Origin of the sequence: Ralstonia pickettii, assembly GCF_030582395.1 — a bacterium.
GTDB lineage: Bacteria > Pseudomonadota > Gammaproteobacteria > Burkholderiales > Burkholderiaceae > Ralstonia > Ralstonia pickettii_D.
Window position 1 is genome coordinate 45,279 of the sequence record NZ_CP104381.1, and the last position, 26,590, is coordinate 71,868.

Below are 26,590 nucleotides of genomic sequence, written 5' to 3' on the forward strand. Positions count from 1 at the left end.
CGGGCCACGGATGACCTCCATGGCCTATCAATTCGACTTTGGCGCTGTCTTCAGTTACAGCAGCCAGCTCGCGCAGGGCGCGGCATTCACGCTTGCGCTCACGGCGGCGGGCGCGGTGCTCGGTGGCGCCATCGGCATTGCCGGGGGTGTGTGCCGCGCCTGGCGCATCGCCCCGTTCAATGCGTTGTTCAAGGTGTATGTGGAGGGCATCCGCAACACGCCGTTCCTCGTGCAGTTGATGTTCGTGTTCTTCGGCTTGCCCTCGCTGGGCGTGCAGATCAACGAATGGCAGGCGGCGCTGCTCACGGCGGTGGTCAACCTGGGCGCGTACATCACAGAGATCGTGCGTGCAGGCATTCAAGAAACACCGCGCGGCCAGCTGGAAGCCGCCAACGCGCTGGCGATGAGCCGCTGGGCCATCTTCCGGCACGTGGTGCTGCGGCCCGCGCTGCAGAAGGTGTGGCCGGCGCTGAGCAGCCAGATCGTGATCGTGATGCTGGGCACGTCGGTCGTCTCGCAGATTGCTGCACAGGATCTGACCTTTGCGGCCAACTTCATCCAGTCGCGCAACTTCCGCGCGTTTGAAACCTACCTGGTGGTGACGGCGCTGTACTTTGCGCTGGCGCTGTTGCTGCGTCACTTGCTGGCCTGGATCGGGCAGCGCTTTATTGTCGGGCGCCGCGCGCCTGCGGTGTCCGCTGCACCGCTTGCTACTCCTGCCAACGCAGCCGCTTCCGTTGGAGACGCCGCATGATCGCCGACATCCCTCTGTTGCCCATACTCCTCAAGCTGGGTGAGGGGCTGCTTGCCACGCTCATGCTGTCGCTCATGGCCTTTGCGCTGGGCGGCACCGCCGGCCTGGTGGTGCTGTTTGCCCGTGTGGGGCGCAACGCCACGCTGCAGCGCGTGAGCAAGGCGTACATCCAGCTCTTCCAGAACACGCCGCTGCTCATGCAGATGTTCATCGTGTTCTTTGGTGCGTCCATGGCGGGGTTCGAGATGTCGCCGTGGACGGCTGCCGCCATCGGACTGACGCTGTACACCAGCGCCTATCTGGCCGAGGTGTGGCGCGGCTGTGTCGAGGCCATTCCGCGCGGGCAGTGGGAGGCGTCTTCCAGCCTGGCGATGGGCTACTTCCAGCAGATGCGCCACGTGGTGCTGCCGCAGGCGGTGCGCCTGTCGATTGCGCCCACCGTGGGGTTCTCCGTGCAGATCGTCAAGGGCACGGCGGTGGCCTCCATCATCGGGTTTGAAGACCTGTCCAAGCTGGGTTCGGTGCTGGCCAATGCCACCTTCCAGCCATTCCTCATCTACGGGCTGGTGGCCATTGGGTATTTCGCGCTGTGCTGGCCACTGTCTCTTTACGCCTCTCATCTGGAAAAGAAGCTCTATGCCGCTCGTTGATCTTTGCGCCGTACACAAGCATTACGGCAACAACCACGTTCTCAAGGGCGTCGACCTGCGCGTGGAGGCCGGCCAGGTGGTCGCCATCATTGGGCGCAGCGGCTCGGGCAAGAGCACGCTGCTGCGGTCCATCAACGGGCTGGAAGCGATTGACGACGGGCAGATCGTCGTGGACAACGCGGTGCTCCAGGGCTCGCAGGCCACGCCCGCGCGGTTGCGCGCGCTGCGCCTGAACGTCGGCATGGTGTTCCAGCAGTTCAACCTGTTTCCGCACCTCACAGCCGGCCAGAACGTGGCGCTGTCGCCCGTGGTGGTCAAGGGCATGAAGAAGGCCGACGCCAACGACCTCGCGCGTCAGATGCTCGTCAAGGTGGGCCTGGCCGATAAGTTCGATGCGTACCCCGACCAGCTCAGCGGCGGCCAGCAGCAGCGCGTGGCCATTGCCCGCGCGCTGGCCATGCAGCCGAAGGTGCTGCTGTGCGACGAGATCACCTCCGCGCTCGATCCGGAACTGGTGAACGAAGTGCTGGCCGTGGTGAAGCAGCTCGCCGCCGAAGGCATGACGCTGATCATGGTCACGCACGAGATGCGCTTCGCCCGTGACGTGGGCGACCAGCTCGTCTTCATGCACCAGGGGCTGATCCATGAAAGCGGGCCGGCCAAAGAGGTGTTTGCCAGCCCCAAGACGGCGGAACTGGCGGCGTTCATTGGCGCGGTGCAGTGAGCCGCAGGGCATAGGCAGGCATCCGCGCGGCCTTGCCTCTGCCATAATTCGCGCACTCCCCTGCAACGCATTCGCGTCTTCCCATGGTTGTCCGCCCCCATCTGCACTGGTTCCGCATGCTGCTCGCATGGCGCGGATCGGTGCTCCCTCAGCTCCTGCCTCGTCTGTTCCTGATCTTCCTCGTGTCGTTGGTGGCCATCGCGGTGCATGCGCACCTGCTGCCCATCTCGGTCAACCTGAGCACGACGCCATTCTCGCTCGTCGGCATTGCGCTGGCGGTGTTCCTGGGCTTTCGCAATAACGCCAGCTACGACCGCTATTGGGAGGCCCGCAAGCTCTGGGGCCAATTGCTCACCACGGCGCGTTCGCTCATGCGTCAGGCGCTGACGTTGCCGCGCGGTGAAGGCCTGAACGCTGCCGCAGCGGATGCAGACGTGCGTGAGTTCGCACAGGTGCTAGGTGCGCTGCCACACGCGCTGCGCCACCAGCTGCGCCACACCGATGCGCGCGACGACCTCGCCGCCCGCCTGCCCGCGCCGTTGCTCGAGCGCGTGATGGCCTCGCGCTACCGGCCCATCGCCATCGTGCAGTGGCTGGGGGAATGGGTGCAGCGTCGCGCGCAAGCCGGTGCGCTCGATGGGTACGCCGCCCTCGCGTTCGACCGCAACCTGAACGAGCTGTCGAACAGCATCGGTGGGTGCGAGCGCATTGCCGGTACGCCGCTGCCGTTTGCGTACTCGGTCATGATCCACCGCACCGTGTACTTCTTCTGCGCGGCGCTGCCGTTCGGGCTGGTGGAAAGCATCGGCAGTTTCACGCCCGTGTTTGCGGTGTTCGTGGCATACACCTTCATGGCGCACGAGGCCATCGCCTCGCAGCTTGAAGATCCGTTCGGCACGGAAGACAACGACCTCGCGCTCAACGCGCTGTCCAACACGATTGAAGATGCCGTGCGCGACATTCTGGGCGAGCCGAGTCTGGCTAGTGCTCAGGGGACGCACGATTGCATCCTGCATTGACGCATGCAGCGACACCGCTCGATCCCGAGCCCATGACGCACGCAATCGACACCGAAGATCGCTGCCGTCGCTGAACGAACGCGCACAAAGCCCCTCGCCATCGCGAGGGGCTTTGCATTTGTGCAGACCATTTGTGCAGACCGATTCTGCTCAACTCAGCTCAGCCACAACCTGGATCTCAAGGCACTGCCACGATCGCCATCCCGCGCGGGATGTTGCCGGTGGCGGCCGATCCGCTTGGCACGGCGGTCAGCTTGCCGGTGGTGCTGTCGATGCTGTACGCGCTGACGGTGTTGTCCACGGCGCTCACCACATAGGCGAAGGTGCCGGCGGGGTTGACGATCACGGTCACGGGCGCGTTGCCGGTGGGCGTGGTGGCGACAGCTGTGAGCGCCCCGTTGGACGGGTTGATGCTGAAGACGCTCACGGTGTTGTCCAGCACGTTGGTTACGTACATGAAGCCGCCTGACGGTGCGATGGCGATGTAGTACGGGTTGGTGCCTGCCGCCACGGGTGTGCCAGATGCGGTGAGCGCCCCGGTGTTGCTGATGCTGTAGACGTTGATGGTGTTGTCTGCGGCGTTGGTCACGTAGGCATAGGTGCCCGCCGAGTTCACCGCAATGAACTGCGGCGTGTTGCCGGTGTTGACCGTGGTGCCCACCTGCGTGAGCGCGCCGGTACTGTTGTTGACAGCAAACGCCATGGCCGTGCCGGGCGTGGCGCCGCTGTTGGCGTTCACCACATAGGCGAAGGTGCCGGCGCTGTTGACGGTGACGGTGTACGGGTTGGCCCCGGCGGTAATGGGCGAGAGCGCGGTGAGCGCACCCGTGCCGGTGTTGATCGAGAACGCCGAGATCTTGTTGTCACCATAGTTGGCCGTGTACGCAAACTTGCCGTTGGGCGTGCGCGCAATGCTGTACGGCTGTACACCCGTTGGGGTGGCTGATCCCACGACCGTCAGCAGGCCGGTATCGGCATTGATGGACAGCGTGGTGATGGTGTTCGCGTTGGCGTTGGCCACGTAGACGAACTTGCCCGCAGGGTCGATGGTCAGCGACAGCGGGCCCGCGCCCACCGTGACTGCCGTACCGATGGCCGTGGGCAGCCCGGTGGACGCATTCAGTGTGAAGGCGGAGATGGTGCCGTCATTGGAGTTGACCGCATAGCCGAACAGGGGCTTGGGCGTGCACGCCACCGCAATGGTGGTCACGTTGCTGGTGCCTACGGTGCCGCTGCCGTTGGTGACGGTGCAGGTCTCTCCCACCGGACGTGTGCCGACCGTCGCTGCATAGGGTCTGCCCTGTGCGAGCTTGGTGGGGAAGTTGAAGCTGCCGTTGGCGTTGACGACAACCGCATCGCCGCCGTTGTCCAACAGCGTGACGGACTTGCCGCTGGTCAGCCCGCTGACGGTGCCGCCCACGGAATAGGTCGCGGGCGCAGGCGCGGGCACGGGCGCAGGTGTGGGCGCCGGCGTTGGTGTGGGCGCAGGTGATGGCGATGGCGCCGGTTTGGGCGCCGGTGCGGGCGCGGGTGACGGGGTGGGGGCTGGCGTGTTGTTGTTCGTGGGCGGGGTGGTGGTGCCGGCATCGTCGCCGCCACCGCAGGCACTGAGCCCCAGTGACAGCGCGGCGGCCATCACCAGCGCGGCGCCGTGCATGCCGCGTGCGTGTCGGAGGGCGTCGGGCGGAATCGGTGCCGGTGTGGGTTGTGTGAGTGCGCTGCTGCTTTGCGCTTTGGCGATCAAAAGCTCGGCCATGGCTTCCCCCCGTTCCGGTTGTCGCGGTTTGTAGATTTATTGACTCGCGTTTCCCGAAGCATAGGTAGCTGGGCACATGCCGACATAGGCCAATTGACGGACAGAGCCCTCGGCTTCATGGACGGAGGCGGCACTGTAGGTCGCGCGGGTGTGATTGGCGCGATACTGCGGGCTATAGTTTGCTTTTCGCCTACACGCTGATCGCCTTGCCAGCCATGTCCAACGCCAGCCCAAACTCGAACAACACAGTCTTGATCCGTCAGTTGTCTTCTGCGGAGGCAAACGATGTGGCTGACTACCGCGCCATTCGCCTTGCCGCGCTCAAGGATTCGCCCGACGCATTCGGATCAACCTATGAGGCCGAAGCGGGGCTCTCCACGGAAGCGTTTGCCGAACGCTTGGCGACCACCATCGTGCTGGGCGCCTATGCCGGAACGGGCAGCGACGCGCGCATCGTCGGCATGGTTGGATTCAAGCAGCAAACGATAGCGAAGCTCGCGCACAAGGGTTTTCTGTGGGGCTTTTACGTGGCGCCGGCCGCGCGCGGGCGCGGCGTGGGTGTGGCGCTGGTGGATCGCATCGTGGCGGCCGCAACGGGCCTGGTGCAGCAGCTCACCTTGTCGGTGGTACGCGGCAACGATGCGGCGCTGGCGCTGTACGAGCGTTGCGGGTTTGAGACCTACGGCGTGGAGCCCCGCGCGCTTAAATCGACCACGGGCTATGCAGACGAAGTGCTGATGGTGCGCTTCCTGCACGGCTGAACTTGTTGAGCCTGTAGGTGCAGCGCCTACGCGTGGGCGCAAGCGCTGCTGTACAGCGATCGTCCGACCGGCGGCGCAGTGCTTGTCAAGCCGCTGCAGCATACGGCGCGTTCAACGGCACCGGGTTGCGCAGGCTCACGTTCAGCAGGTTCCAGCTGTTGATGGTGACGATCACAAAGCTCAGTTCGGCGATCTCTTCATCGCTGAAGTGCGTGCGCAGGCGGGCGAACTCTTCGTCGCTGGCATCGCTGTGCGGCGTGTTGGTGACCAGCTCGGCCCAGCGCAGGGCAGCGCGCTCGCGCTCGGTAAAGAACGGCGCTTCGCGCCAGCCGGCCACGGCGTTCACGTGGCGGGGGTCTTCGCCCATCTTCATCAGGTCGCTCCAGTGCATGTCGATGCAGAAGGCACAGCCGTTGATTTGCGACACACGCAGCAGTACGAGGTCGACCAGCCTTGCCCCCAGCAAGTCGCGGCGCAGGCCGTTGGACAGGTTCAGCAGGTGGTTGAACGCCTTCGGTGCGAGTTCGAAGAAGGCAATGCGTGGGGCTTGCGACATACGTGGCTCCTGAGGGTTTGAATGGATGAAGGCGCCGAGGCAGGCAGTGGGCAGCGGGCAGCGGGTGCTCGCCTTGCCTCGCTCCATACCCTGAAGACGCCTGTCGCGGCTGCGTTGTGACAGCCCTGCCAGAAAACTCGGTTTTTTATGCGCCGATGCCGATGTGCGCCAGCTTGTCCGGATTGCGCACCACGTAGATGGCTACGATCTGGCCGTTCTCGATGACGAACGACTGCGCCGATTCCAGCTTGCCCTCCACGTAGCGCAGCAGGCCGGGCTCGCCGTTCACGCGGGCCTGCACGTAGCGGACGTCGCCCATGGCGCGCACCAGCTCGCAGTAGATCTTGGTGATCTGCCCGGCGTCTTGAATGATGCGCATGAACGAAGGCACCTTGCCGCCGCCATCGCCCACCAGTTGTGCGTCGTCTGCAAGCAGCGCGCGGATGGCGTCGCGCTGGCCCGTCCGCGAGGCTTCGGCAAAGCGCGCAAGCAACTCCCGATGCGCATCGGGCGCGACATCAAAGCGCGGGCGCCCCTGCTGCACGCGCTCAAATGCGCGGTGCACCATCTGCCGGCACGCAGCTTCGGTCTTGCCCAGCAGGGTGGCGATCTCCGAATAATCCTGCTCGAACACGTGGCGCATCAGAAACGCCGCGCGCTCCTCGGGCGACAGGCGCTCGAGCACCCACAGCAGGGCCATCGACAGATCGCCCGCCAGTTCCACGGCGGCTTCGGGCGAGGGGGCGTGGCTTTCGGGTTCAACCAGCGGCTCGGGCAACCACCAGCCGACGTAGGCTTCGCGCTCGGTCTTGGCGGCGCGCAGGCGGTCGATCGACAGGCGCGTGACGACGGTCACTAGCCACGCCTCGGCCGATTGCAGCGCGGTTCGGTCGGTCTGGTGCCAGCGCATCCAGGCGTCCTGCAAAACGTCTTCCGCGTCGGCCCGGCTGCCCAGCATGCGGTAGGCAATCGCAAAAAGCCGAGGCCGCGCGGCGCTGAAGGCCGTGTCTTCGCGATCAGTGCGGGTAGCACGGTCGGGGTGTGGTTGTGACGTCATGGCGGAGGTGTCGTCTAGGGAAGATGCTCCCTAGACGGACAGGCGCGGTCAGTTGTGACAGGACGCAGCGATTATGCGGCGTTCGTCACATGTCGAGTTGCCGCGTTTACGGTCGTACCGAGCCATGGCGCCAGCGCTTCATGCAGCAGCGTCAGTTCGACGGGCTTGGCGAGCACGCGCGCGCCCGGAATAGGCTCGCCAATCTCGGCGTGCGCGCCGTAACCGGTCATCAGCAGTACGTCCATGTGTGGGTGCAGCGGCCGCAGCGCACGGGCGAGCTCAGCGCCGGATCGGCCCGGCAGGGTGAGGTCGGTCAGCAGCACTTGAACCGGGCGCGTGTGGGCCAGCGCGAGTGCGTCTTCCGCAGTGGCGGCGGCCAGGCATTGCAGGCCGAAGGTGGCGAGCACCTCCTGCAGGGCTTCGCGGGAGGCGGTGTCGTCTTCCACCAGGAGCACCGTGGGCGGTGGCGACGTGTCGGCAACCGCGGTTCCAGCATCGTCAATGGATGTCGTTGAGGTTGGCTGCGCCTGCGCTTGCCCTGTGCGGCTGCTGTTGAGCACGTTGCGCACCATGCGCGCCAGGTCATCGCGCCGGTAGGGTTTGTCGAGCAGCGTCACGCCGGGCGGCAGCCTCCCGTCGTGCAGGATTTCGTCACGCGTATAGCCGGAGACGAGCAGCACCGGCAGCGGCGGTACGCGTTGCGCGGCCCGGATCGACAGTTCGCCGCCCTTGATGGGGCCCGGCATGATCACGTCGGTAAACAACAGATCGATGGGCGTGCCGCTGTTCATGAGTTCCAGCGCGGCCTCGCCGTTGGCGGCGGTCAGCACGCGGTAGCCGAGCTGGGTGAGCATGTCGACGGCGGTCAGGCGCACGTCGGTGTCGTCCTCCACCACGAGGATGGTCTCGCGCCCACCCATGGGCGTGACGACGGTATCGCGCAGTTCGAGGGCATCGTCCTGGGCGGCCACCGTGCTGCGCGGGAAGTAAAGCTGCACCGTGGTGCCCCGCCCGACGGCGCTGTCGATGGCGACATGCCCGCCGCTCTGCGTGACGAAGCCGAACACCATGCTGAGCCCCAAGCCTGTGCCGTGGCCGTCGGGCTTGGTGGTGAAGAACGGTTCGAAGACGTGTTCGACCACTTCGGGCGGCATGCCCACGCCGGTATCGGTGACGGAGAAGACGACGTAATCCCCGGGCGCAAGCTGGCCGCGCCCCTGCGCCTGCGTGCTGTCGAGCGTGACGTTGGTGGCGGCGATGGTCAGCACGCCGCCGCCGCGCATGGCATCGCGTGCGTTGATGGCAAGGTTCAGCAGCGCGTTCTCGAGCTGGTTGCGGTCGGCCTGCACGTGCCACAGGTCATCGGCCAGGTGCGTTTGCACCTTGATGGCTTCGCCCAGCGCGCGGTGCAGCATCTCGCTCATGCCCTGGATCAGCCGTGTCGGGTTCACCACCGCAGGCGAGAGTGGCTGGCGCCGCGCGAAGGCCAGCAATTGCGCGGCCAGCGTGGCGCCGCGCTGCACGGCGCGCGTGGCAGCGGCCACCCGGTGCTGAACGCGCGTGTTGCCCGGCGCTTCCACGGCCAGCATCTGCAGGTTGCCGGCAATCACCTGCAGCACGTTGTTGAAATCATGCGCGACGCCGCCGGTCAGGTTGCCGATGGCTTCCATCTTCTGGGCCTGGCGCAATTGCGCTTCCACTTCGGCGCGGGCAGACAGTGCGTCGGCCACGCGTTGCTCGAGCGTTTCGGTCAACTGGCGCAGGGCCTGCTCGGCGGCCTGCCGCTCGCGCTCGGTCTGCACGCGCTCGGTGGTTTCCACCACGATGGCAAGCACGCCACCCGGGCGGCCCGTGTCATCGGGCAGCGGGCTGTAGTAAAGATCCATCCACACGTCTTCGGGGCGGCCGCTGCGCAGCAGGACAAGTTCCTTGTCGCGGTACGACAGCGTGCCGCCACCGAGGCAGACATCCATGACGTGGCGGTTGAAGTCCGCCACTTCGGGCCAGCCGAGTTCAACGGGGCAGCCGAGCAGATACGGATGACGTCCGCCGGCAAACACGGCGTAGGCGTCGTTGTAGACCATGTAGCCGTGGCGGCCCCAGAGCATGACGAGCGGCACCGGGCACGCCAGCACCATTTGCACAGCGGCACGCAGACTGGATGGCCAGTGTTCGATCGGGCCCAGCTCCGTGGACGCCCAATCGAATGCCAGCACGCGCTGCGCCATCTCACCGCTCCAGCCGAGGCAGTCATGGTCGTGCGCGAGGAACGGCATAAGGTCTCCTGTCCGGCGGGCAGCAGCGTTGGCCCGTGTGGTGCATTCTAGAAAATCGGGAGGCCGGCCGGTGGCGGCATCAGGCGGCTCAAATCGCGTGGCAAATCGGTGGCTCAAAGCGGATGCTGCGCACGCAGAAAACGTGCCCATGCCGCAGGCACGCTTTGCGCTGACTGTCTATCATGTGCATCCATGCCCGCGCGCCGAATGTGCTGCAGAGCGGCCCGGTTTACCGACCCGTCACACACTCTCACCAGCCAGGAGATTCCATGAAGTTGATCGGCATGCTTGATTCGCCGTATGTGCGCCGCACGGCCATTTCGCTCAAGTTGCTCGGGGTGCCGTTCGAGCACGCGTCGGTCTCGGTCTTCCGGCATTTCGATCAGTTCAGCGCCATCAATCCGGTGGTCAAGGCACCCACCTTGGTGTGCGACGATGGCACCGTGCTGATCGACTCCACGCTCATCATCGATTACGCAGAAATGCTGGCGGGGCGCAGCCTGATGCCTGCCACCATTGCCGAGCGCCAGTACACCCTGCGCGTGATCGGCCTGGCGCTCGCCGCGTGCGAGAAAGCCGTGCAAATCGTCTATGAACACAACCTGCGCCCGAGCGAGAAAGTGCACGGGCCGTGGGTCGAACGCGTGCACAGCCAGTTGCTGGCGGCGTTGGAAGCGCTTGAAGCGGAGTGGAAGGACGCGCCGTTGCCGGTGGACCAGAACGAGCTGAGCCAGGCCGGCGTAACGGTGGCCGTGGCCTGGGCCTTCATCCAACTGATGGTGCCGGACCGCGTGCCGGCGGCGGATTACCCGCGCCTGGTGGCGTACTCGGTGGCGGCGGAGCAGCTGAGTGCGTTCCGCGAGTTGCCGATGGACGCGGTTTGATGGCCGTTCAGACGACTTGCGGCTCGATGTTGGCCTGACGGTACAGCCCGCCCACCAAGTCCGATTCAGTGACGATGCCGGCCAGCCGGCCATCGGCGTCCAGCACTGGAATGTGGTGGTGGCCGGCGCTGGCAAACATTGGCACCAGATCCGACATGGGCGCACTGGCGGCAATGGTCTGCACGCGCGTCTTCATATGATCGGCCACACGCGGCGGGGTGAGCGCGCCGATGCTGAACCAGCGGCGCAACGTCTGGCGCAGGTCTGCCGGTGCCAGGCCGAGCAGGTCGACACGCGTGACGATGCCCACCACGCGCCTGTCTTCGTCCACCACCGGCAATGCCTTGAAGCCATGCTGGCGCAGCAGTTGCAGCGCACGCGGGATCGACGTGCCCGCCGAGACCGTCACCACCGGCGCGGTCATGATGTCTGCACAGGTGAGCGCCTGGAACGTGCGCGTGTAGGCCTGCAGTTGCATCTCGCGCAGCACGGCTTCGATGTCTTCGGGGTCGATGTCGAGCAGCTCGCTCTGGCGGCGCAGCGCGGCGACGATGTCGGCGCGGGTGAAACCAGCCGCCGTGGGCGGACGCTCGGCAGCAGGCAGGCGTTGCGCGTGCGGATACCGGTGGCCCGTGGCCGCGTGGTACACGAGTGCGCCCACCAGCAGCAGCGCTGACTGGATCAGGATGGGCTCCAGCACGAAGCGATAGCCCAGCGCATGCACGGCCGGGCCGCCAATCACGGCGGTGAGCGCCACCGCGCCCGAGGGCGGGTGCACGCAGCGCAGCGCAAACATGCCGGCAATGGCCGCCGAGACGGCCAGCGCAGACGCAATCACCGGATCATCGACCAGCAGTGCGAAGGTCACGCCCACGGTGGCGGCCACCAGATTGCCGCCGATGATCGACCACGGCTGCGCGAGCGGACTGGCCGGCACCGCAAACAGCAGCACGGCCGAGGCGCCCATGGGCGCGACCAGCAGCGGGATCAGCGTGGCAGCGCCGGGCACCAACTTCATCATCGTGCCCGTCAACAGGATGCCGAAGAGGGCGCCGACGGCGGAGCGGATGCGTTCGCCCCGGCGCACCGTCACCGGGGCAGGAACGAAGCTGTGGAGCCAGCGGCGCAGGGCGGGATGCAAAGGTGAAGCGGGCATGGTCGACGGGACGGCGATTGCCCGGACCAGGCTTCACCAAAGTCAAAGAGTGCGGCCGGCAATTGTATCACTCTGTGACATAACGTACTGGCAGCGCTGTCATGGCAAGGAATGCCCCAATGTGGGGCGTAGATCACGCGGATTTGTCAACGAAACGTCACCGTTGTTTCATGCCGCGTGCCGAGACTGCGGGGCTTTCCAGCGCTCTCGCCGGGCTGCACGCCCGCCGCACCATGTCCCCCACTGTCCGCCCCGTGTTTTCCCGCCCGCGTCTTTGCTCCAGCCTCGTTGCGCTTCTTGGCGCCCTCGCGCTCACCGCGTGCGGCGGCGGCGATGACAACACCAGCAGCACGCCCGTTGCCACCACGCAGGCCATTCCGGCGCCGCCGGCAGACCCCGGCTTTGTCGACACGGCTGCCGTGGCCAGCGGCGTACCGGCGTTCGTCGACAACATCGCCAGCAACCAGCGCGGCGATGCACGCTACGCCACGCTGGGCACCAATGCCGGCGTGCGCCTGTTCACGCGCTTTTTGGATCTCTGGCAGCCGCTTACGGAAATCGTCGATGCGGGCGTGAGTGCGCCGGCCAACGGGTCGTTCCCGGCGGTGGTGGCGTCCACGTGGACGGGCCTGCCCAACGACGGCACGGCCGGTGGCACGCAGCTCAATCTGCCGGTCTTGAACGCAAACGTTCAATACGTGGTGAATGCCACCACCAACCGCACGCAGGCCCAGGCCGACGCGGCGTACTTTGACGACCGCCGCGGCAAGGGCTACAGCGTGACCGACGGCATGGGGCCGCTGACCACCGCGTGGCGCACGCTGGCGCAGCAGACCACGTCCATCACCACCGTGCCGTCCGACGCCACGACCGTGCTCTACAACGACAGCGGCAACAACACGGGCGTGGGCACCTCGGCCGGCAATACTGCCTTCGGCAAGGTGGTCGACCTGATCAACACGGTGGGCAACAACGCCTCCACTGAGCCTTCGAAGCGCTTCTACAAATACGCGCGACCGTACCGCTGGAGCAGCAGCGTAGTCGTCGTGCCGACGCTGGTGCCGGCCGAGAGCCCGACGCCCACGACCGACGGTGGCTTCATCAGCGGCCACTCGGCGGAAGCAACGCGCGATGCGGTGGCCATGGCATACCTGGTGCCTGAGCGGTTCCAGCAGATGCTTGCCCGCGGCATGGAACTGGGCGAGAACCGCATTCTGGCGGGCATGCATTCGCCGCTGGATGTGATGTCCGGCCGCATGATCGGCATTGCCGCCGCGGCGGCCAACCTCGTCGACCCGGCCAACGCCGCGCTCAAGGCGGCGGCCTTCACGCAGGCGCACACCGCGCTGATGGCGCAGACCGGCACGGATGCCACGACCTTCCAGGCGCTGGCCCAGTCCGGTACGCTGGCCACTGATCGCTTTGCCGACTACGCCACCAACCAGGCCAACTTCACGCGCCGCATGACGTTTGGCTTTACGCAGATCGGCGCGACGACGCTGGCGCCGGTGGTGCCCAAGGGTGCCGAGGTGCTGCTGGAAACGCGCTTCCCGTACCTGAGTGCTGACCAGCGCCGCGTGGTGCTCAAGACCACCGAGCTGGCGTCCGGCTACCCCGTGCTCGACGACGCCGAAGGCTGGGGCCGCCTCAACCTGTTCGCTGCGGCCGACGGTTACGGCGCGTTCAACGGCAACGTGATCGTGTCGATGGATGCTACGCAGGGCGGCTTCAATGCCGCCGATACGTGGCGCAACGCCATCTCGGGCCCGGGCAAGCTCACGCTGCAAGGCACCGGCCGGCTGCGTCTGGCAGGCGCCAACACGTACACCGGCGGCACGCAGGTCGCAGGCGGCGTGCTGGAAGCCGATTCGGCCAATGCATTCGGTGCGGGCGACGTGTATGTGGGCGCCGGCACGCTGGCGGTCAACGCGCCGGCGGCGGTGGCCATTGCCGGCAAGTTCACGCAACTGCAGGGCACCACGCTTGATCTGGCCATCGGCCCGAACGGCCAGGGCAAGTTAAGCGTGGCGGGCCTCACCACGATCGCCGGCGGCACGCTGCACGTGAAGTTCGTGAATGGCTACACGCCCAAGGTGGGCGACACCATTGCCGTGTTGGATGGCGCCGGCAGCAACCGGCAGTTCACGTCGGTAGTGGTGGACGGCTTCCAGGCCACGGCCATCTACACGGCGACCGGCATCCAGATCCACCTGGACGCCTGATCGTCTGATCGCCTGAACGTCTGGACGCTCACCTGAGCGGCAGGAGCACGTCAGTCACAGCTTCGTGCTCGGGCACGTCGGGGTAGAAGCGCACGCGCTGGAACAGCAACGGCGCGTCGCGCAGTTCCTCGCCGCTGGCGGGCAGCCAATCGGCATACAGGTACGCCACGCTTTGGGCGAGCGTGTCGTCGGAGCCCGTGTGGCGCAGCACGGCGTAGCGGCCGCCGGCCAGCGTTTTGCTCGCTACGCCCGCTTCATTGGGCGCAACCGGCGAGCGCGTCGCCGCGCAGATGTCCATGCGGAACGCCTCGGGCGGCACATCGTCGGGATTGTCGTAGACGACGTTGTACGTGGCCGAAACGCTCGGGTGCAGCCGATGCTCGCGGCGCCAGGCGATGAACCTGCGAAGGGTCTCGCCAAGGCGTGCTGGGTCACCGCGGTGCTCGATGGCGGCGACGGCAACGGCCTCGCGCTCGACGATCTCAACGGATTGGATTTGCGGTTGTGCGGGCATGTGTTTGCTCCTGAGGGCGCGCAGCGCCTGTAGATCGGTCGCCCAGGACGCCCACTGCGGCGCCGCCCGAAATGCCGACGGCGATTGTCCCGCCTGCCTGCGGAACGCCCGCGCAAATGCTTCCGGCCCTTCGTACCCGCACGCCAGTGCGATGTCGGTGATGCGCGCTTCGTCGCGATAGGCGAGTTGATGCGCAGCGCGCTTCAGGCGCAGCAACTGCACATAGCGCCCGACGTTCATGCCGAACAGCAACGAGAACTGGCGGTGGAAGTGGTAGCTGGAAAACGTTGCCACTTCGGCCAGCCTGTCCACGTCGAGCGTGTCTTCCAGATGCGCGTCGATGTGTGCGAGCACGGCGCGGAAGCGGGCGAGGTAGCGGTCGGTGGCGGTGGTCAATGCGTGGCTCCTGGGTGGCGCTAAGGTATCGCCGGCAGGCTGGCTGCGCCTGATCGAAATTGCGCAATCGCCTGCCGTGATCTTTGCCCCGTGCCGCTTGCCATGGGGCGCGGTTGGGCACATGCGGCGCATATCGGCGCTGCCTCGGCGTCTCTAGAGTGGGTCTTGCCGTAGGGCGGTTCCTTGCGGCACGCCGGCAATCCGGCCGGTACTTCACGCTCATGGATGACGAGGCCACATCATGGCAGAACAGACGCTGTACACATCGCACAACAACTATTCGAGCCTGCAGACGCAAGGCGGCGGCACTGACACCGAACGCCGCCTGGGCTGGTGCGCCGCCGCCAGCGCGCTCTGGTGCAAGAGCACGCTGGACGCGTCGATCGCGCCCAAGGACTCCGACCCGAGCAAGCTGCGCGCCGGCATCTTGCAGGTTAAATATCGGTGGGATCCAAATGGCAACGGGCAGGACGTGCTGACCTTGCTGAGCAACGTGGACCTGCATGGCGTGCAGGTTGCCAACGCGGTGAACTTCGATGCGCTGCTCGATATCGTGACGGGTACGCCGGGCGTGTACTGGCTGTCCGATTACGGCCACGCGACAGCCGTGGACACGCGCCCCGGTCGCGAACTCTTCTACGACATCGAGAACGGCCTCTTCCAATATGCCAACGCCGCTGAACTGCGCCAGGGCATTCGTGCCCGCTACGGCAACTCGCCGCACTGGCGGGCTTTTCGCGTGACGGCAGCTTGATTGCTGTTGCTGCGAAGGCCCAAGAAAAAACCGCCCCGAAGGGCGGTTTCTCGTTGGCATCAGCGCTGGCTCAGGCAAACGCCTTGGCCGGCTCGCCGGTCAGGCCAGCCGCTTCGCGCAGCAGCAGGGCCTTGTCGGTGGCTTCCCAGCTGAACTCCGGTTCTTCGCGGCCGAAGTGGCCGTACGCGGCGGTCTTTTCGTAGACCGGGCGCAGCAGATCGAGCATCTGCACGATGCCCTTCGGACGCAGGTCGAAATGCTCGTGCACGAGCTTGGCGATCTGGTCGTCCGGAATCACGCCCGTGCCTTCCGTGTACACCGTGATGTTGATCGGGCGTGCCACGCCAATCGCGTAGCTGACCTGCACCTGGCATTGGCGCGCCAGACCGGCCGCCACCACGTTCTTGGCCACGTAGCGCGCAGCGTAAGCGGCCGAGCGGTCGACCTTCGACGGGTCCTTGCCCGAGAATGCGCCGCCGCCGTGCGGGGCGGCACCGCCGTACGTGTCGACGATGATCTTGCGGCCGGTCAGGCCGCAGTCGCCTTGCGGGCCGCCGATGACGAAGCGGCCGGTCGGGTTCACCAGGTACTTGGTGTCGGCCAGCATGTGCGACGGCAGCACCGGCTTGATGATCTCTTCGATCACGGCTTCGCGGATGGCCTCTTGCGACATTTCCGGCGCATGCTGGGTGGACAGCACCACGGTATCGACGCTGTGCGGCTTGCCATCCACATAACGCACCGTCACCTGCGACTTGGCATCCGGGCGCAGCCAGGGCAGGCGGCCGTCGCGGCGCAGTTGCGACTGGCGCTCGACCAGGCGGTGTGCGTAGTAGATCGGGAAGGGCATCAGCTCGGGCGTTTCATCGCACGCGTAGCCGAACATCAGGCCCTGGTCGCCGGCGCCCTGGTTCAGGTAGTCGTCCGACGCGCGGTCGACACCCTGCGCGATGTCCGGCGATTGCTTGTCGTAAGCGACGAGGACGGCACAGCCCTTGTAGTCGATGCCGTAGTCGGTGTTGTCGTAGCCGATCCGCTTGATGGTCTCGCGCGCGACCTGGATGTAATCGACGTTGGCCGACGTGGTGATTTCACCCGCCAGCACCACCAGGCCGGTGTTGCACAGCGTTTCTGCAGCGACGCGCGCATATTTGTCCTGGGCGAGGATGGCGTCCAGGATGGCGTCGGAAATCTGGTCGGCGACCTTGTCGGGATGGCCCTCGGAAACGGATTCCGAAGTGAAGAGGAAGTCGTTTGACACGGTTGTAAGCTCCAGAATGGCGAACTTGCTATTACGCGCCATCCGTTTGAGCCACGGCCGGCGACGCTTTAGCGGTATTTAGTAACCTTGCCCAGGTTTGTGACCCGACAAGGATTCGCCCCGCAAGTTGTCAGTTAACTCGGCGAATCGCGCTATTATACGCGGCACTTTTTCGGGCTGCAGCACGGCCTGCCAAGACCCTGCTCCTCTGTCGACTGCGACCAACACATTGCTGCGACCGCACGCATGACCTTCCTGTTCTGGCTGTTTTCACGCTTGCCTTTGTCAGCGCTGCAGGCGCTGGGCGGCTGGCTGGGAGCCCTGGCCGCCAAGGTACCCGGCCGCTACCACGACCGGCTCATCGCCAACTTCCGCCACGCCTATCCCGACGTCACGCCCGCCATGCTCAAAGAGGCCGGGCGCTCCGCAGGCCGGATGGTGTTCGAGATGCCGTACTTCTGGGTGCGCAAGAATGGGGCACAGGTCGCTCCGCACCTGTTCGACGTCTGCCGAACCGTCATCGAGCGCGCGCTGGCAGACGGGCGCGGCCTGATCTTCCTCACGCCGCATCTGGGGTGCTTCGAGGTGTTACCCCAGGCCTACGCAAACGAGCATCCCGTCACATCGCTGTTCAAGCCGCCGCGCAAGGAAAGTCTGCGCGCCTGGATCGAGCACATGCGCACGGGGCCGAACATGCACATGGCCCCCGCAGACCCGCGCGGCGTGCGCATGCTGGTGCGCGCGCTCAAGCGCGGCGAGTCCATCGGCATCCTGCCCGACCAGACGCCCACCGGCGGTGAAGGCGTATGGGCGCCGTTCTTCGGCAAGCCCGCCTATACGATGACGCTGGTGCACCGCCTGCATCGGCTCACAGGTGCGCCCGTCGTGGCATTGTTTGCCGAGCGGCTGCCACGCGGAACGGGCTACCGGCTGCACGTGGAGGAGATCGGCGATCTGCCCGAAGACGCCACGCAGGCCGCCACCCGCATCAACGCCGCCATTGAACGGCTGATTGCCGTGGCGCCGACGCAATATCTCTGGGGCTATAACCGCTACAAGCATCCCAAGGGCGCGGACGCTCCGCCCGCTGCCTGACACTGCTGCCTTTATGGAACGTTTCTCTGCCAAACTCGGACTCGGCTTCTTGTGGCTGCTGTCCCTCCTGCCATACGGCTTTGTCGCGCGTTTTGGCGAAGGCCTGGGCGGGCTGCTGTACCGCATTCCCAATGGCCGCCGCCGCGTGGTGCTGGCCAACTTGCGCGCATGCTTTCCCGAGAAATCTGAAGCCGAGCGCGAAGCCATGGCGCACGAGGTTTTCCGCAAGGTCTTCCGCAGCTTTGCCGAGCGCTCGTTTGCGTGGTTCGCATCGGAAAAGCGCCTGATGCGCGTGGTGAAGATCGACGACCAGGCCAACCTGCCGGCGCTGCACGGCCAGCCGCACATTCTCGTCACGCTGCATCTGTCGGGCGTGGAGATCGGCGCGCTGGCGCTGACAGACTACCTGCGCAAGAACGTCGGCAACGCGGGCTGTTCGCTGTACACGCACATGGCCAACCCGGCGCTCGATGCAGCCGTGAAGGCATTGCGCAGCCGCTTTGGCGCGACCATGTTGGAGCGCAGCGAAAACATCCGCCAGATCATGCGCACCATCAAGCGCGGCGAGGCACTGCAGCTCATCTCCGACATGGATTTCGGCGAGCGCGATTCCGAGTTCGTGCCGTTCTTCGGTGTGCCGGCGCTGACGCTCAACGCCATTCCGCGCATGGCGTCGATGACGGGCGCCAAGGTCGTGCCGATGTACACCGAAATCCTGCCCAACTACGAGGGCTATGCGCTGCGCATCCTGCCCGCGTGGGAGAACTACCCCACCGGGGACCTGACCGCCGACACGCGCCGCATGAACGCCTTCTTTGAAGACGCGATCCGCCCGCGCATTACCGAGTACTACTGGGTGCACAAGCGCTTCAAGCACCGCCCCGAGGGCATGCCGGGCATTTATTGATGCCCGCAGCCGGCCCGGGGCAACCGCGGCCGGCTCGCTTTAGAATGGGCGTTTTCCGAACGCTCATCGCCGCAGCTGTGCGGTCCGCCATGAAACTGCACTTCACCAAGATGCACGGCGCGGGCAACGACTTTGTCGTGCTCGACGGCATCCAGACCCCGATCGACTTCACGCCCGAGCAATGGGCTGCCATTGCCGACCGCCATTTCGGCGTGGGGGCGGACCAGCTCCTGCTGGTCGAGCGTTCAACGCGGCCCGACGTCGATTTCCGCTACCGCATCTTCAACCACGACGGTGGCGAGGTGGAGCACTGCGGCAACGGCGCGCGCTGCTTCGTCAAGTTCGTCACCGACCGCGGCCTGACGGACAAGCGCACCGTGCGTGTTGAAGTCATGAACGGTATCGCCACGCTGACGATGCAGGACGACGGCCAGGTCACCGTCGACATGGGGGCGCCGGTGTTCGAGGCAGCGCGCCTGCCGTTCTTGCCCGAGGGCCTGCCCAGCCGCGTCGAAGGCGAAGACACGCAGCACGCGCTGCAGATCAACGGCCGCACTGAATGGCTGTCGACCGTGTCGATGGGCAATCCGCACGCCGTGCAGATCGTCGACGACACCGAGGCCTTCCCCGTGCTGGAAGACGGCCCCCTGATCGAATCGCATGCCGTGTTTCCGCGCCGCGTGAATGCGGGCTTCATGCAGATCATCGATCGCCACTCCGTGCGTCTGCGCGTGTACGAGCGCGGCGCGGGCGAGACGCTTGCCTGCGGCACCGGCGCCTGCGCAGCGGTGGTGGCCGGCATCCGCCGTGGCGTGCTCGATTCGCCCGTCAAGGTGGCCACGCATGGCGGCGACCTGACGATCGCCTGGGCCGGCGTCGGCCAGCCCGTAATGATGACGGGCCCCGCCACAACCGTGTTTGAAGGCACGCTGGACCTGGATGCGCTCAAGCTGACTGCCGCAGCGCATTGACACCGCGCGGCCGCGTGCCGCAACGTCAGAACAACAAGGAAATACCGTGGGCACGAACGGCAAGAACCTGATTGACGACTACCGTTTCGACGGCACCAACAAGTTCAAGATCGCGAAGGTGGATGCCTCCAGCAAGCCGTTCTCCACCGGCAACAAGGCGGACGACAACGCGCGGCTGGCGGAAGTGTCGGCCAAGCTGGACGCGCTGCAGGACGTGCTCTACGCCGAGCACCGGCGCAAGGTGCTGGTGATCCTGCAGGGCATGGACACCTCCGGCAAGGACGGCACCGTGCGCGGCGTCTTCCGCGCGATGGACCCGCTGGGGCTGCGCGTGGTCGGCTTCAAGGCGCCGACGCCGCAGGAACTCGCGCACGACTATCTCTGGCGCGTGCACGCCCAGACGCCCGCTCGCGGCGAGATCGTCATCTTCAACCGCAGCCATTACGAAGACGTGCTGATCACGCGCGTGCATGGTGACATCGACGCGGCCGAGTGCAAACGCCGCTACGGGCATATCAACGCGTTCGAGCAGATGCTGTGCGACACCGGTACGACCATCGTCAAATGCTTCCTGCACATCTCGAAAGACGAGCAGCGGCGGCGGCTGCAGGAGCGGGTCGACGATCCGCACAAGCACTGGAAGTTCGATCCTTCCGATATTGCCGAGCGGGAGTTCTGGGCGGGCTACATGGAAGCCTACGAGGCCGCCATCAACGCCACGGCAACGCCTGAAGCCCCTTGGTATGTCGTCCCCGCGGATTCCAAGACACACCGGAATGTGATGGTCGCGGAGATTTTGTTGCGGGTGTTGGAGGGGATGAAGCCGGAATATCCGGAGGGGAATCCGGCGTTTGAGGCGTTGAGGATTGAGTGACTGGGTTGGCGGTGTCGGATTTTTGCCCTGGTGGTCCATCCCCCTTTCGTTCCCTGCCGGGACCGACTCACTTTCTTTGTCTTGCCAAAGAAAGTAAGCAAAGAAAGGCGCGCCCGAGATGGCGACTTCCCCTTGAATTTGTGTGACCGTGCGGGGAAGGAGGCAAACTCGCTGCGCTCAGACAGCCTCCTTCCTTGATCCGCCCGCTCACAAAAATTCAAGGCGCCATCAAGGGCTCAACGTCAAAAGATAAAGGCCAACCCCATCGTGAGGTTGGCCTTGTCGTTTGGGCGTGCGCTTAGTTGGTGTGGCTTTTGTCCTTTGACTTTCCTGCCCTAGATGGCGCCTTGAATTTCTGTTGCGGGGAGGAAAAAGGAAGGGAAACTGTCTGAGCGCAGCGAGTTTTTCCCTTCCCCGCCCTGCGACATAAATTCAAGGAATCTTTCGCCATCTCGGGCGCGCATTTCTTTGCTTACTTTCTTTGGGCAAGACCAAAGAAAGTGAGTCAGCCCCGGCAGGGGATGAAACAAAGGCCAAACCAAAAAACAAAAACCCCGGCGAACCACATCCACCGGGGTTTTTAAACGCAGCAAAAACTCAAATCGCGCTAACGCCGTACTTATCCCGATACGCCGCAGCCTTTTCACGATACCCCGCCAGCGCAGGGTCCCCAGCGTTATCCAGATACCCCAGCAAATCATCCAGATTGGCAATCGACACAACCGGCATCCCGTATTGAGCCTGCACATCCTGCACCGCAGAGCGCTCGCCAATATCCACCGCATTGCCGCTGCGCTCCATCCGATCCATCAGGATCAGCACGGCAGCCGGGGTCGCGCCGGCGGCGCGAATCAGCTCGACGGACTCGCGCACCGAGGTGCCGGCAGAGATCACGTCGTCGACGATCACCACCCGGCCCTGCAGCTTCGCGCCGACCAGGCTGCCGCCTTCGCCGTGGTCCTTGGCTTCCTTGCGGTTGTACGCAAAGCCCACATTGCGGCCCAGGCCCGCGAGCGCCACAGCGGTGGCCGATGCCAGGGTGATGCCCTTGTAGGCCGGCCCGAACAGCATGTCGAACTCGACACCGGAGTCCAGCAGGGTTTTCGCATAGAATTGCGCGACTTGGCCCAGCAGGGCGCCGTCTGCGAACTTGCCGGCGTTGAAGAAATAGGGCGACGTCCGCCCCGCCTTGGTCACGAATTCCCCGAATGACAGCACGCCGGCTTCCACCGCAAAGCGGATGAAGGATTGGCGCAACTCGCTGTTTTGGCTCATCTTTTTTCTCTGGTCCGCAAAAAAGTCCCGCCATGTTACGCATCATTTCCGCCAACCTCAACGGCGTTCGCTCCGCTGCCAGCAAAGGCTTTTTTGAATGGATGGGCAAGCAGGACGCCGATTTCGTCTGCGTGCAGGAACTGAAATGCGCGCAAGACGACATGACGCCCGAATTCCTGGCGCCGCACGGCTACCACGGTGTGTTCCAGCACGCGGTGAAGAAGGGCTACAGCGGCGCGGGCATCTACACGCGCCACAAGCCCGACGAGGTCATCATCGGCTTCGATAACGGCGAGTTCGACGCCGAAGGTCGCTACGTCGAGGCGCGCTACGGCAAGCTGTCGATCATTTCGGTCTACGTGCCATCGGGCTCCAGCGGCGAGGAGCGCCAGCAGGCCAAGTTCCGCTTCATGGATTTGTTCATGGAGCACCTGAAGGACTTGCGCCACGAAAAGGGTCGCGAGGTCGTGCTGTGCGGCGACGTCAACATCGTCCACAAGGAAATCGACATCAAGAACTGGAAGGGCAACCAGAAGAACTCCGGCTGCCTGCCCGAAGAGCGCGCATGGCTGACCAAATTGTTTGACGAAGTCGGCTATGTGGATGTGTTCCGCACGCTGGACGACCGCCCCGAGCAATACACGTGGTGGAGCAACCGCGGCCAGGCATACGCGAAGAACGTCGGGTGGCGGATCGATTACCAGATCGCCACGCCGGGCATTGCCGCCACGGCGCGCCGCGTGTCGATCTTCAAGGACATCAAGTTCAGCGACCACGCGCCGCTGACGATCGACTACGACACCAAGGTGCACTGGTAAGCACATTATTGCGCTGCCGCGGAAATGCCTTCGTCAGCCGCTACAATGCAAACCTCACGCGCCGGCACCGCTTGCCGGCGTTGTCTTTGGCCCCCAGTTTTTTAGCGAGATCACCATGGCATTCAAGGTTTTCGTCGACGGTCAGGAAGGCACCACCGGCCTTCGCCTGCTCGACTATCTGTCGCAGCGCGACGATATCGAACTGCTGCGCATCGCCGAAGACAAGCGCAAGGATTCAGCCGAGCGCGCCAAATTTCTGAATGCCGCCGATGTCGCATTCTTGTGCCTGCCAGACGTCGCCTCGCGCGAGGCCGTCTCGCTGGTCAACAACCCCAACACCTGCATCATCGACGCCAGCACCGCGTTCCGCACGTCGGACGACTGGGTCTACGGCCTGCCCGAACTGGCCCAAGGCCAGCGCGAGCGCCTGCGCAACACCAAGCGCATCGCCGTGCCGGGCTGCCACGCCAGCGCCTTCGTGCTGCTGATGCGCCCGCTGGTGGATGCGGGCATCGTCCCGGCCGACTACCCGGTCACGGCGTTCTCGCTCACCGGTTACAGCGGTGGCGGCAAAGCGATGATTGCCGACTACCTCGCCGCCAATAATCCGAAGCTCGACAGCCCGCGCCCGTACGCGCTGGCCCTGGCTCACAAGCACCTGCCGGAGATGCGCGTGCAGAGCAAGCTGTCGCTCGCGCCGATCTTCACGCCGGTCGTGGGCAACTTCCTCAAGGGCCTTGCCGTGACGATCGGCCTGCACCCGCAGCACCTGGCGCGCAAGGTGAGCCCGACGGACATCGCCCGTGTGCTGGCCGATTACTACCAGGGCGAGCAGTTCATCCGCGTGGCGCCGGCTGACAACGTTGCGACGCTCGACAACGGCTTCTTCGACGTGCAGGGCGCCAACGACACCAATCGTGCCGACCTGTTCGTGTTCGGTTCGGACGAGCGCATGGTCGTCACGGCGCGTCTGGACAACCTGGGCAAGGGCGCGGCCGGTGCGGCGGTGCAATGCATGAACGTGCATCTGGGTGTGGATGAGGCGACCAGCCTGCACGTGGAAGCACCGATTCCTGCGGCTGGCGCCGAGCACGCCGTGCGCGAAGCCGCGCCGGGTTTCGCGAGCTGATCGCCGCCTGAGCGGAAACGAAAAACGCGCCTTCGGGCGCGTTTTTCTTTGGCCGTTTTGACGACCCGGGGCTTACTTGCTCTGCGCCCCCGCCGGGATGTTGAACAACATGCCGCCGCCGTTGCCGCCCGCCATCACGCTCGGCGTCACGCCGTTCCATTTCTCGATGGCGGCACGTTCGAGCTTCAGGCGTTCCCAGGCGAGCAGCCGGTCATCCAGCGACGAGGCGAGCGCATGGTTGGCCGCGGCTTCCCCTTCGGCAATCGCCACTTTCTTCTTGGCCTCGGCCTGGGCGGAGCGCACTTCGTTCTCGGTGCGGATGGCGTCCTGGATGGCCTTGGTCTTGGCGCTCACTGCATCAAGCAACGCGCGCGGCGGACGCAGCGAGCCGACGATGCCGAACTGCTTGATCGACACGCCCAGCGGTGCGAGCCGCGTGTCCAGCTCCTTGGTGAGCCGCGCGACGAACTCTTCCTTCTTGCCGCCGTTCACGTCGTCGAAGTTGTATTCCGAGCCGATGGCGACGATCACGTTGCGCGCCGTGTCGCGCAGGTAGCCGTGCGTGAAGGTCTCGATGCGATCGGCGCGGAAGTTGGTGTAGAAGGCTGGCACCTTCTCGCGGTCGAGCTGGTACGAGACAGCCACGTCCACGTTGACGGGCACGGCGTCCTTCGTGTTGAACGTCAGCTCTTCGTTGAGCGCGCGGCCTTCGTTCACGTCTTGCGTCCAGATCACGCGCTGCACGTAAGTCGGGTACTGGATGATCGCTGTCTGCACGGGGTTGTAGAACACGAACCCGGTGACGACGTTTTCATGCGTGATGCCGCGATCAACGAGCCGGTTGATCTTGATGCCCGTGTAGCCGGGCGGAATGATCTGCCAGTTCAGCAGGAAAGTCCGCCCGATCACCAGCGCCGCAACGGCGCCGAAGACGAGCGCGAGCAGTTTGACCGGCAGCTTGCTTGCCGTGACTTGAGGCATGAGGGTTCCCCTTGCTTGTTGGTTTGCTTCTGAGGTGTGGCTGGCGGGGTGGGCGCTGCTTACGCAGCGGCCCACTTGCTGGCGCAGGAATCGTCAGCGATTCCCGTCAGGGATGGCCGCGCCCGGTGGGCGGGTGCTGGCAAGCGAGCTTGCCAATGGTGATGAGGCGGTGAGCTTCAATACGGCCGAGATGGCGCATTGCGATGCCCGGATGTTGCGATGCACAAAGTATAGGTCGGCGCCGGAATTTTGCTCCCCCCCGGAAGCACTAGAGCACCACTTCGAATGCCCGGCGCTGGGCCGCCGAATCAGGCGTCACCGGGGTTGATGCGCGCGGGGTTCCAGCCCAGCGCGTTGTACATGTGATAGCGCGCGATGCCGATCCACTCGTGCAATGCGAAATCGGTCAGCGCAAAGTTGTATGCCATCGGCAAGGGCGAGGCTGCGGCCTGCAGATCGTCGGCGCGCACGGGAATCGGCGCCATGCCGAAGTGCGTGAAATACAGCAGGCTGCGCCGCAGGTGGATGGCGGACGACACGAGCACCGTGCGGTCCGGCGCGTATTGCGCCAACACCGTGCGCGAGAATTGCGCGTTCTGCCACGTGTTCATGCTCTGGGGCTCTATGAGCACGTCGTCCTTGGCGACGCCCAGCCTGACAAGCTCGCGCTGATACACGGTGGCTTCCGGCGAGCCATGGTGACGTGCATCGCCGCCGCTGACGAGGATCTTGCAATCGGCATCGGACTTGCGGCACGCCTGGTACAGCTGTGTGGTTTCCACCAGCCGCGGATACGAGAACAGCCCCGGCTCGACCGAGTCGCCCACGCGGAAAGTGCCCGCGCCCAGCAGCACGATGGCGTTGCGTGTGCCCCATTGGATATGAGGCTCGTTCTCGAACGGTTTTTCGAGCGAATCGAGCAGCCATGCCGGCATCGGTCCGCAGCCGATGGCGATCACCAACACGCCGCAGAGCACCGCCAGCCCGCGCGCAGCGCGACGTCGGCCGCGTGCTGCGCACACCGTTGCCACGATCACCAGCACACACAGGATTGTCAGGCTCACACACTCCTCCAGGTTGGCGCCTCATGGGCGCACGTGAGCCGCCATCGTAAAGAGGATCGGCCCGGCGCGCGACCCGTTTGCTTACGGGGTTGTTGCGGCCGATTGCGGATATTGCGACACGCTAGAGCGACAGCCCTTGCGACGCGCGGAAGTCGTCTGCCTGTTCGATTTTCAACCCTGCACGCTCGGCGTACAGGCGGGCCTCTTGCAGCAAATCCGCCCGGATGGGAAACGCAAAGTAGTCGTCGCCGCCAGTATCGACGTGCAGCAATTCGTAGCCATGCGGACGCAGCCACGCGCCAAAATCGAGCAGGCCGTCGGCAACGGTGCGCTCGGCTTCAGCGCGGGCCCATTCCCAACGCGCCCCGATGCCGAGCGTGTCGAGCAGCTTCTCTGTCTGCCATTCGATTTCATCCCAGGCTTTCCAATCGACCGAGATGGCCAGCGTCCACGGGGCGCCATCTCCCAGGTTTCGGGCGAGTGACCATGTCAGCAGGCCGGCGATGTCGTCGCCGGGGAGGTCACCGGTTCGCACGGAATCGGCTATCTGATCGGCCTCAGCCTGCCCGCACGGGCTTCCTACAAGGCGCACGAATTCGGCGAGGGCATCGAGCGTTTCCGCGCTGGGAGAGAAGTCGTCCCGCAGGATGTCGTCGTCGCGCAGCGGATCTTCCGATACCGGTGTCGACGCAGGCCGGCTGAACAGGTGTTTGAATCGCTTCAGCATGAAGGTGCT

Annotated in this window: 25 protein-coding genes; 14 read left to right on the plus strand and 11 right to left on the minus strand. The window is 65.1% G+C overall.

Going from position 1 to position 26,590, the window contains the following annotated elements:
- Nucleotides 1-19 precede the first annotated feature (19 nt).
- From N5B55_RS00145 to N5B55_RS00160, 4 genes are all read left to right on the plus strand, one after another.
- Nucleotides 20-754, plus strand: coding sequence for an amino acid ABC transporter permease (locus N5B55_RS00145; RefSeq protein WP_304538767.1), 735 nt, complete (start codon nucleotides 20-22; stop codon nucleotides 752-754).
- Nucleotides 751-1,404: an amino acid ABC transporter permease gene (locus N5B55_RS00150; protein WP_009239334.1), complete on the plus strand. Its 654-nt coding sequence runs from the start codon at nucleotides 751-753 to the stop codon at nucleotides 1,402-1,404. The genes N5B55_RS00145 and N5B55_RS00150 overlap by 4 nt, the downstream gene beginning before the upstream one ends.
- Nucleotides 1,391-2,128, plus strand: a complete 738-nt coding sequence (locus tag N5B55_RS00155) for an amino acid ABC transporter ATP-binding protein (RefSeq protein WP_012760853.1) — start codon at nucleotides 1,391-1,393, stop codon at nucleotides 2,126-2,128. Before N5B55_RS00150 ends, N5B55_RS00155 begins: the two co-directional genes overlap by 14 nt.
- Before the next feature lie 83 nt (nucleotides 2,129-2,211).
- Nucleotides 2,212-3,147, plus strand: a complete 936-nt coding sequence (locus N5B55_RS00160) for a bestrophin family protein (RefSeq protein ID WP_304538768.1) — start codon at nucleotides 2,212-2,214, stop codon at nucleotides 3,145-3,147.
- Between the two features lie 178 nt (nucleotides 3,148-3,325).
- Here the strand turns inward: N5B55_RS00160 and N5B55_RS00165 are convergent, their stop codons facing one another.
- A complete protein-coding gene (locus N5B55_RS00165) occupies nucleotides 3,326-4,903 on the minus strand; it encodes a lactonase family protein (RefSeq protein ID WP_304538769.1) in 1,578 nt (525 codons plus the stop codon).
- 215 nt (nucleotides 4,904-5,118) lie between these two features.
- Here N5B55_RS00165 and N5B55_RS00170 point away from each other — a divergent pair, with 215 nt between their 5' ends.
- Nucleotides 5,119-5,664 (plus strand): GNAT family N-acetyltransferase, encoded by a 546-nt coding sequence (locus N5B55_RS00170; protein WP_304539817.1) that lies wholly within the window; start codon nucleotides 5,119-5,121, stop codon nucleotides 5,662-5,664.
- Nucleotides 5,665-5,749: 85 nt separating this feature from the next.
- On the opposite strand, the gene N5B55_RS00175 is transcribed toward N5B55_RS00170, so the two are convergent.
- From N5B55_RS00175 to N5B55_RS00185, 3 genes are all read right to left on the minus strand, one after another.
- Nucleotides 5,750-6,220: a carboxymuconolactone decarboxylase family protein gene (locus N5B55_RS00175; protein ID WP_154206137.1), complete on the minus strand. Its 471-nt coding sequence runs from the start codon at nucleotides 6,218-6,220 to the stop codon at nucleotides 5,750-5,752.
- A gap of 145 nt (nucleotides 6,221-6,365) precedes the next feature.
- Complete coding sequence (locus N5B55_RS00180) at nucleotides 6,366-7,277, minus strand: RNA polymerase sigma-70 factor (protein WP_304538770.1); 912 nt, start codon at nucleotides 7,275-7,277, stop codon at nucleotides 6,366-6,368.
- A 71-nt stretch (nucleotides 7,278-7,348) separates the two neighbouring features.
- Nucleotides 7,349-9,553, minus strand: a complete 2,205-nt coding sequence (locus tag N5B55_RS00185) for a response regulator (protein ID WP_304538771.1) — start codon at nucleotides 9,551-9,553, stop codon at nucleotides 7,349-7,351.
- A gap of 269 nt (nucleotides 9,554-9,822) precedes the next feature.
- On the opposite strand from N5B55_RS00185, the gene N5B55_RS00190 reads away from it, so the two are divergent.
- The gene (locus tag N5B55_RS00190) at nucleotides 9,823-10,437 is read left to right on the plus strand and encodes a glutathione S-transferase (RefSeq protein WP_304538772.1); all 615 of its coding nucleotides are present in this window, start codon (nucleotides 9,823-9,825) and stop codon (nucleotides 10,435-10,437) included.
- A gap of 7 nt (nucleotides 10,438-10,444) precedes the next feature.
- Here N5B55_RS00190 and N5B55_RS00195 read toward each other — a convergent pair whose 3' ends face one another.
- A complete protein-coding gene (locus tag N5B55_RS00195) occupies nucleotides 10,445-11,593 on the minus strand; it encodes an HPP family protein (RefSeq protein WP_304538773.1) in 1,149 nt (382 codons plus the stop codon).
- Nucleotides 11,594-11,826: 233 nt separating this feature from the next.
- Here N5B55_RS00195 and N5B55_RS00200 point away from each other — a divergent pair, with 233 nt between their 5' ends.
- Nucleotides 11,827-13,815: an acid phosphatase gene (locus N5B55_RS00200; RefSeq protein ID WP_304538774.1), complete on the plus strand. Its 1,989-nt coding sequence runs from the start codon at nucleotides 11,827-11,829 to the stop codon at nucleotides 13,813-13,815.
- A 28-nt stretch (nucleotides 13,816-13,843) separates the two neighbouring features.
- On the opposite strand, the gene N5B55_RS00205 is transcribed toward N5B55_RS00200, so the two are convergent.
- Nucleotides 13,844-14,725: an AraC family transcriptional regulator gene (locus tag N5B55_RS00205; RefSeq protein ID WP_304538775.1), complete on the minus strand. Its 882-nt coding sequence runs from the start codon at nucleotides 14,723-14,725 to the stop codon at nucleotides 13,844-13,846.
- A gap of 241 nt (nucleotides 14,726-14,966) precedes the next feature.
- On the opposite strand from N5B55_RS00205, the gene N5B55_RS00210 reads away from it, so the two are divergent.
- Nucleotides 14,967-15,479, plus strand: a complete 513-nt coding sequence (locus N5B55_RS00210; RefSeq protein ID WP_065860145.1) for a hypothetical protein — start codon at nucleotides 14,967-14,969, stop codon at nucleotides 15,477-15,479.
- 70 nt (nucleotides 15,480-15,549) lie between these two features.
- Here N5B55_RS00210 and metK read toward each other — a convergent pair whose 3' ends face one another.
- Nucleotides 15,550-16,740 carry a methionine adenosyltransferase gene (gene metK / locus N5B55_RS00215; RefSeq protein ID WP_065860304.1) on the minus strand — a complete coding sequence of 397 codons (1,191 nt, stop codon included), beginning with the start codon at nucleotides 16,738-16,740 and terminating at the stop codon, nucleotides 15,550-15,552.
- A 246-nt stretch (nucleotides 16,741-16,986) separates the two neighbouring features.
- Between metK and N5B55_RS00220 the strand changes: the two genes are divergently transcribed.
- The 4 genes from N5B55_RS00220 to N5B55_RS00235 all read left to right on the plus strand — a co-directional run bounded on the left by N5B55_RS00220 (nucleotide 16,987) and on the right by N5B55_RS00235 (nucleotide 20,587).
- Nucleotides 16,987-17,835 carry a lysophospholipid acyltransferase family protein gene (locus N5B55_RS00220; RefSeq protein ID WP_304538776.1) on the plus strand — a complete coding sequence of 283 codons (849 nt, stop codon included), beginning with the start codon at nucleotides 16,987-16,989 and terminating at the stop codon, nucleotides 17,833-17,835.
- A gap of 13 nt (nucleotides 17,836-17,848) precedes the next feature.
- Nucleotides 17,849-18,742: a lipid A biosynthesis lauroyl acyltransferase gene (locus tag N5B55_RS00225; RefSeq protein WP_065860147.1), complete on the plus strand. Its 894-nt coding sequence runs from the start codon at nucleotides 17,849-17,851 to the stop codon at nucleotides 18,740-18,742.
- Between the two features lie 89 nt (nucleotides 18,743-18,831).
- Complete coding sequence (gene dapF / locus N5B55_RS00230) at nucleotides 18,832-19,713, plus strand: diaminopimelate epimerase (protein ID WP_304538777.1); 882 nt, start codon at nucleotides 18,832-18,834, stop codon at nucleotides 19,711-19,713.
- Between the two features lie 46 nt (nucleotides 19,714-19,759).
- Complete coding sequence (locus tag N5B55_RS00235; protein WP_304538778.1) at nucleotides 19,760-20,587, plus strand: polyphosphate kinase 2 family protein; 828 nt, start codon at nucleotides 19,760-19,762, stop codon at nucleotides 20,585-20,587.
- Between the two features lie 597 nt (nucleotides 20,588-21,184).
- Here the strand turns inward: N5B55_RS00235 and pyrE are convergent.
- Complete coding sequence (gene pyrE, locus N5B55_RS00240) at nucleotides 21,185-21,862, minus strand: orotate phosphoribosyltransferase (protein WP_004635818.1); 678 nt, start codon at nucleotides 21,860-21,862, stop codon at nucleotides 21,185-21,187.
- A gap of 32 nt (nucleotides 21,863-21,894) precedes the next feature.
- Here pyrE and N5B55_RS00245 point away from each other — a divergent pair, with 32 nt between their 5' ends.
- Together N5B55_RS00245 and argC are read left to right on the plus strand one after the other, a co-directional pair.
- A complete protein-coding gene (locus N5B55_RS00245) occupies nucleotides 21,895-22,680 on the plus strand; it encodes an exodeoxyribonuclease III (protein WP_065860150.1) in 786 nt (261 codons plus the stop codon).
- Nucleotides 22,681-22,795: 115 nt separating this feature from the next.
- The gene (argC, locus tag N5B55_RS00250) at nucleotides 22,796-23,809 is read left to right on the plus strand and encodes an N-acetyl-gamma-glutamyl-phosphate reductase (protein WP_065860151.1); all 1,014 of its coding nucleotides are present in this window, start codon (nucleotides 22,796-22,798) and stop codon (nucleotides 23,807-23,809) included.
- A gap of 72 nt (nucleotides 23,810-23,881) precedes the next feature.
- Here the strand turns inward: argC and N5B55_RS00255 are convergent, their stop codons facing one another.
- From N5B55_RS00255 to N5B55_RS00265, 3 genes are all read right to left on the minus strand, one after another.
- Nucleotides 23,882-24,790 (minus strand): prohibitin family protein, encoded by a 909-nt coding sequence (locus N5B55_RS00255; protein WP_304538779.1) that lies wholly within the window; start codon nucleotides 24,788-24,790, stop codon nucleotides 23,882-23,884.
- 308 nt (nucleotides 24,791-25,098) lie between these two features.
- Nucleotides 25,099-25,854: a YdcF family protein gene (locus tag N5B55_RS00260; protein ID WP_304538780.1), complete on the minus strand. Its 756-nt coding sequence runs from the start codon at nucleotides 25,852-25,854 to the stop codon at nucleotides 25,099-25,101.
- A 121-nt stretch (nucleotides 25,855-25,975) separates the two neighbouring features.
- Nucleotides 25,976-26,581, minus strand: a complete 606-nt coding sequence (locus tag N5B55_RS00265) for a DUF6630 family protein (RefSeq protein ID WP_304538781.1) — start codon at nucleotides 26,579-26,581, stop codon at nucleotides 25,976-25,978.
- Nucleotides 26,582-26,590 lie beyond the last annotated feature (9 nt).

Bases quoted from the DNA above. Each gene is read 5' to 3' on its own strand.
- N5B55_RS00145 (WP_304538767.1), top strand. From the start codon at position 20: ATGGCCTATCAATTCGACTTTGGCGCTGTCTTCAGTTACAGCAGCCAG.
- N5B55_RS00150 (WP_009239334.1), top strand. From the start codon at position 751: ATGATCGCCGACATCCCTCTGTTGCCCATACTCCTCAAGCTGGGTGAG.
- N5B55_RS00155 (WP_012760853.1), top strand. From the start codon at position 1,391: ATGCCGCTCGTTGATCTTTGCGCCGTACACAAGCATTACGGCAACAAC.
- N5B55_RS00160 (WP_304538768.1), top strand. From the start codon at position 2,212: ATGGTTGTCCGCCCCCATCTGCACTGGTTCCGCATGCTGCTCGCATGG.
- N5B55_RS00165 (WP_304538769.1), bottom strand. From the start codon at position 4,903: ATGGCCGAGCTTTTGATCGCCAAAGCGCAAAGCAGCAGCGCACTCACA.
- N5B55_RS00170 (WP_304539817.1), top strand. From the start codon at position 5,119: ATGTCCAACGCCAGCCCAAACTCGAACAACACAGTCTTGATCCGTCAG.
- N5B55_RS00175 (WP_154206137.1), bottom strand. From the start codon at position 6,220: ATGTCGCAAGCCCCACGCATTGCCTTCTTCGAACTCGCACCGAAGGCG.
- N5B55_RS00180 (WP_304538770.1), bottom strand. From the start codon at position 7,277: ATGACGTCACAACCACACCCCGACCGTGCTACCCGCACTGATCGCGAA.
- N5B55_RS00185 (WP_304538771.1), bottom strand. From the start codon at position 9,553: ATGCCGTTCCTCGCGCACGACCATGACTGCCTCGGCTGGAGCGGTGAG.
- N5B55_RS00190 (WP_304538772.1), top strand. From the start codon at position 9,823: ATGAAGTTGATCGGCATGCTTGATTCGCCGTATGTGCGCCGCACGGCC.
- N5B55_RS00195 (WP_304538773.1), bottom strand. From the start codon at position 11,593: ATGCCCGCTTCACCTTTGCATCCCGCCCTGCGCCGCTGGCTCCACAGC.
- N5B55_RS00200 (WP_304538774.1), top strand. From the start codon at position 11,827: ATGTCCCCCACTGTCCGCCCCGTGTTTTCCCGCCCGCGTCTTTGCTCC.
- N5B55_RS00210 (WP_065860145.1), top strand. From the start codon at position 14,967: ATGGCAGAACAGACGCTGTACACATCGCACAACAACTATTCGAGCCTG.
- N5B55_RS00220 (WP_304538776.1), top strand. From the start codon at position 16,987: ATGACCTTCCTGTTCTGGCTGTTTTCACGCTTGCCTTTGTCAGCGCTG.
- N5B55_RS00225 (WP_065860147.1), top strand. From the start codon at position 17,849: ATGGAACGTTTCTCTGCCAAACTCGGACTCGGCTTCTTGTGGCTGCTG.
- dapF (WP_304538777.1), top strand. From the start codon at position 18,832: ATGAAACTGCACTTCACCAAGATGCACGGCGCGGGCAACGACTTTGTC.
- pyrE (WP_004635818.1), bottom strand. From the start codon at position 21,862: ATGAGCCAAAACAGCGAGTTGCGCCAATCCTTCATCCGCTTTGCGGTG.
- N5B55_RS00245 (WP_065860150.1), top strand. From the start codon at position 21,895: ATGTTACGCATCATTTCCGCCAACCTCAACGGCGTTCGCTCCGCTGCC.
- argC (WP_065860151.1), top strand. From the start codon at position 22,796: ATGGCATTCAAGGTTTTCGTCGACGGTCAGGAAGGCACCACCGGCCTT.
- N5B55_RS00255 (WP_304538779.1), bottom strand. From the start codon at position 24,790: ATGCCTCAAGTCACGGCAAGCAAGCTGCCGGTCAAACTGCTCGCGCTC.
- N5B55_RS00265 (WP_304538781.1), bottom strand. From the start codon at position 26,581: ATGCTGAAGCGATTCAAACACCTGTTCAGCCGGCCTGCGTCGACACCG.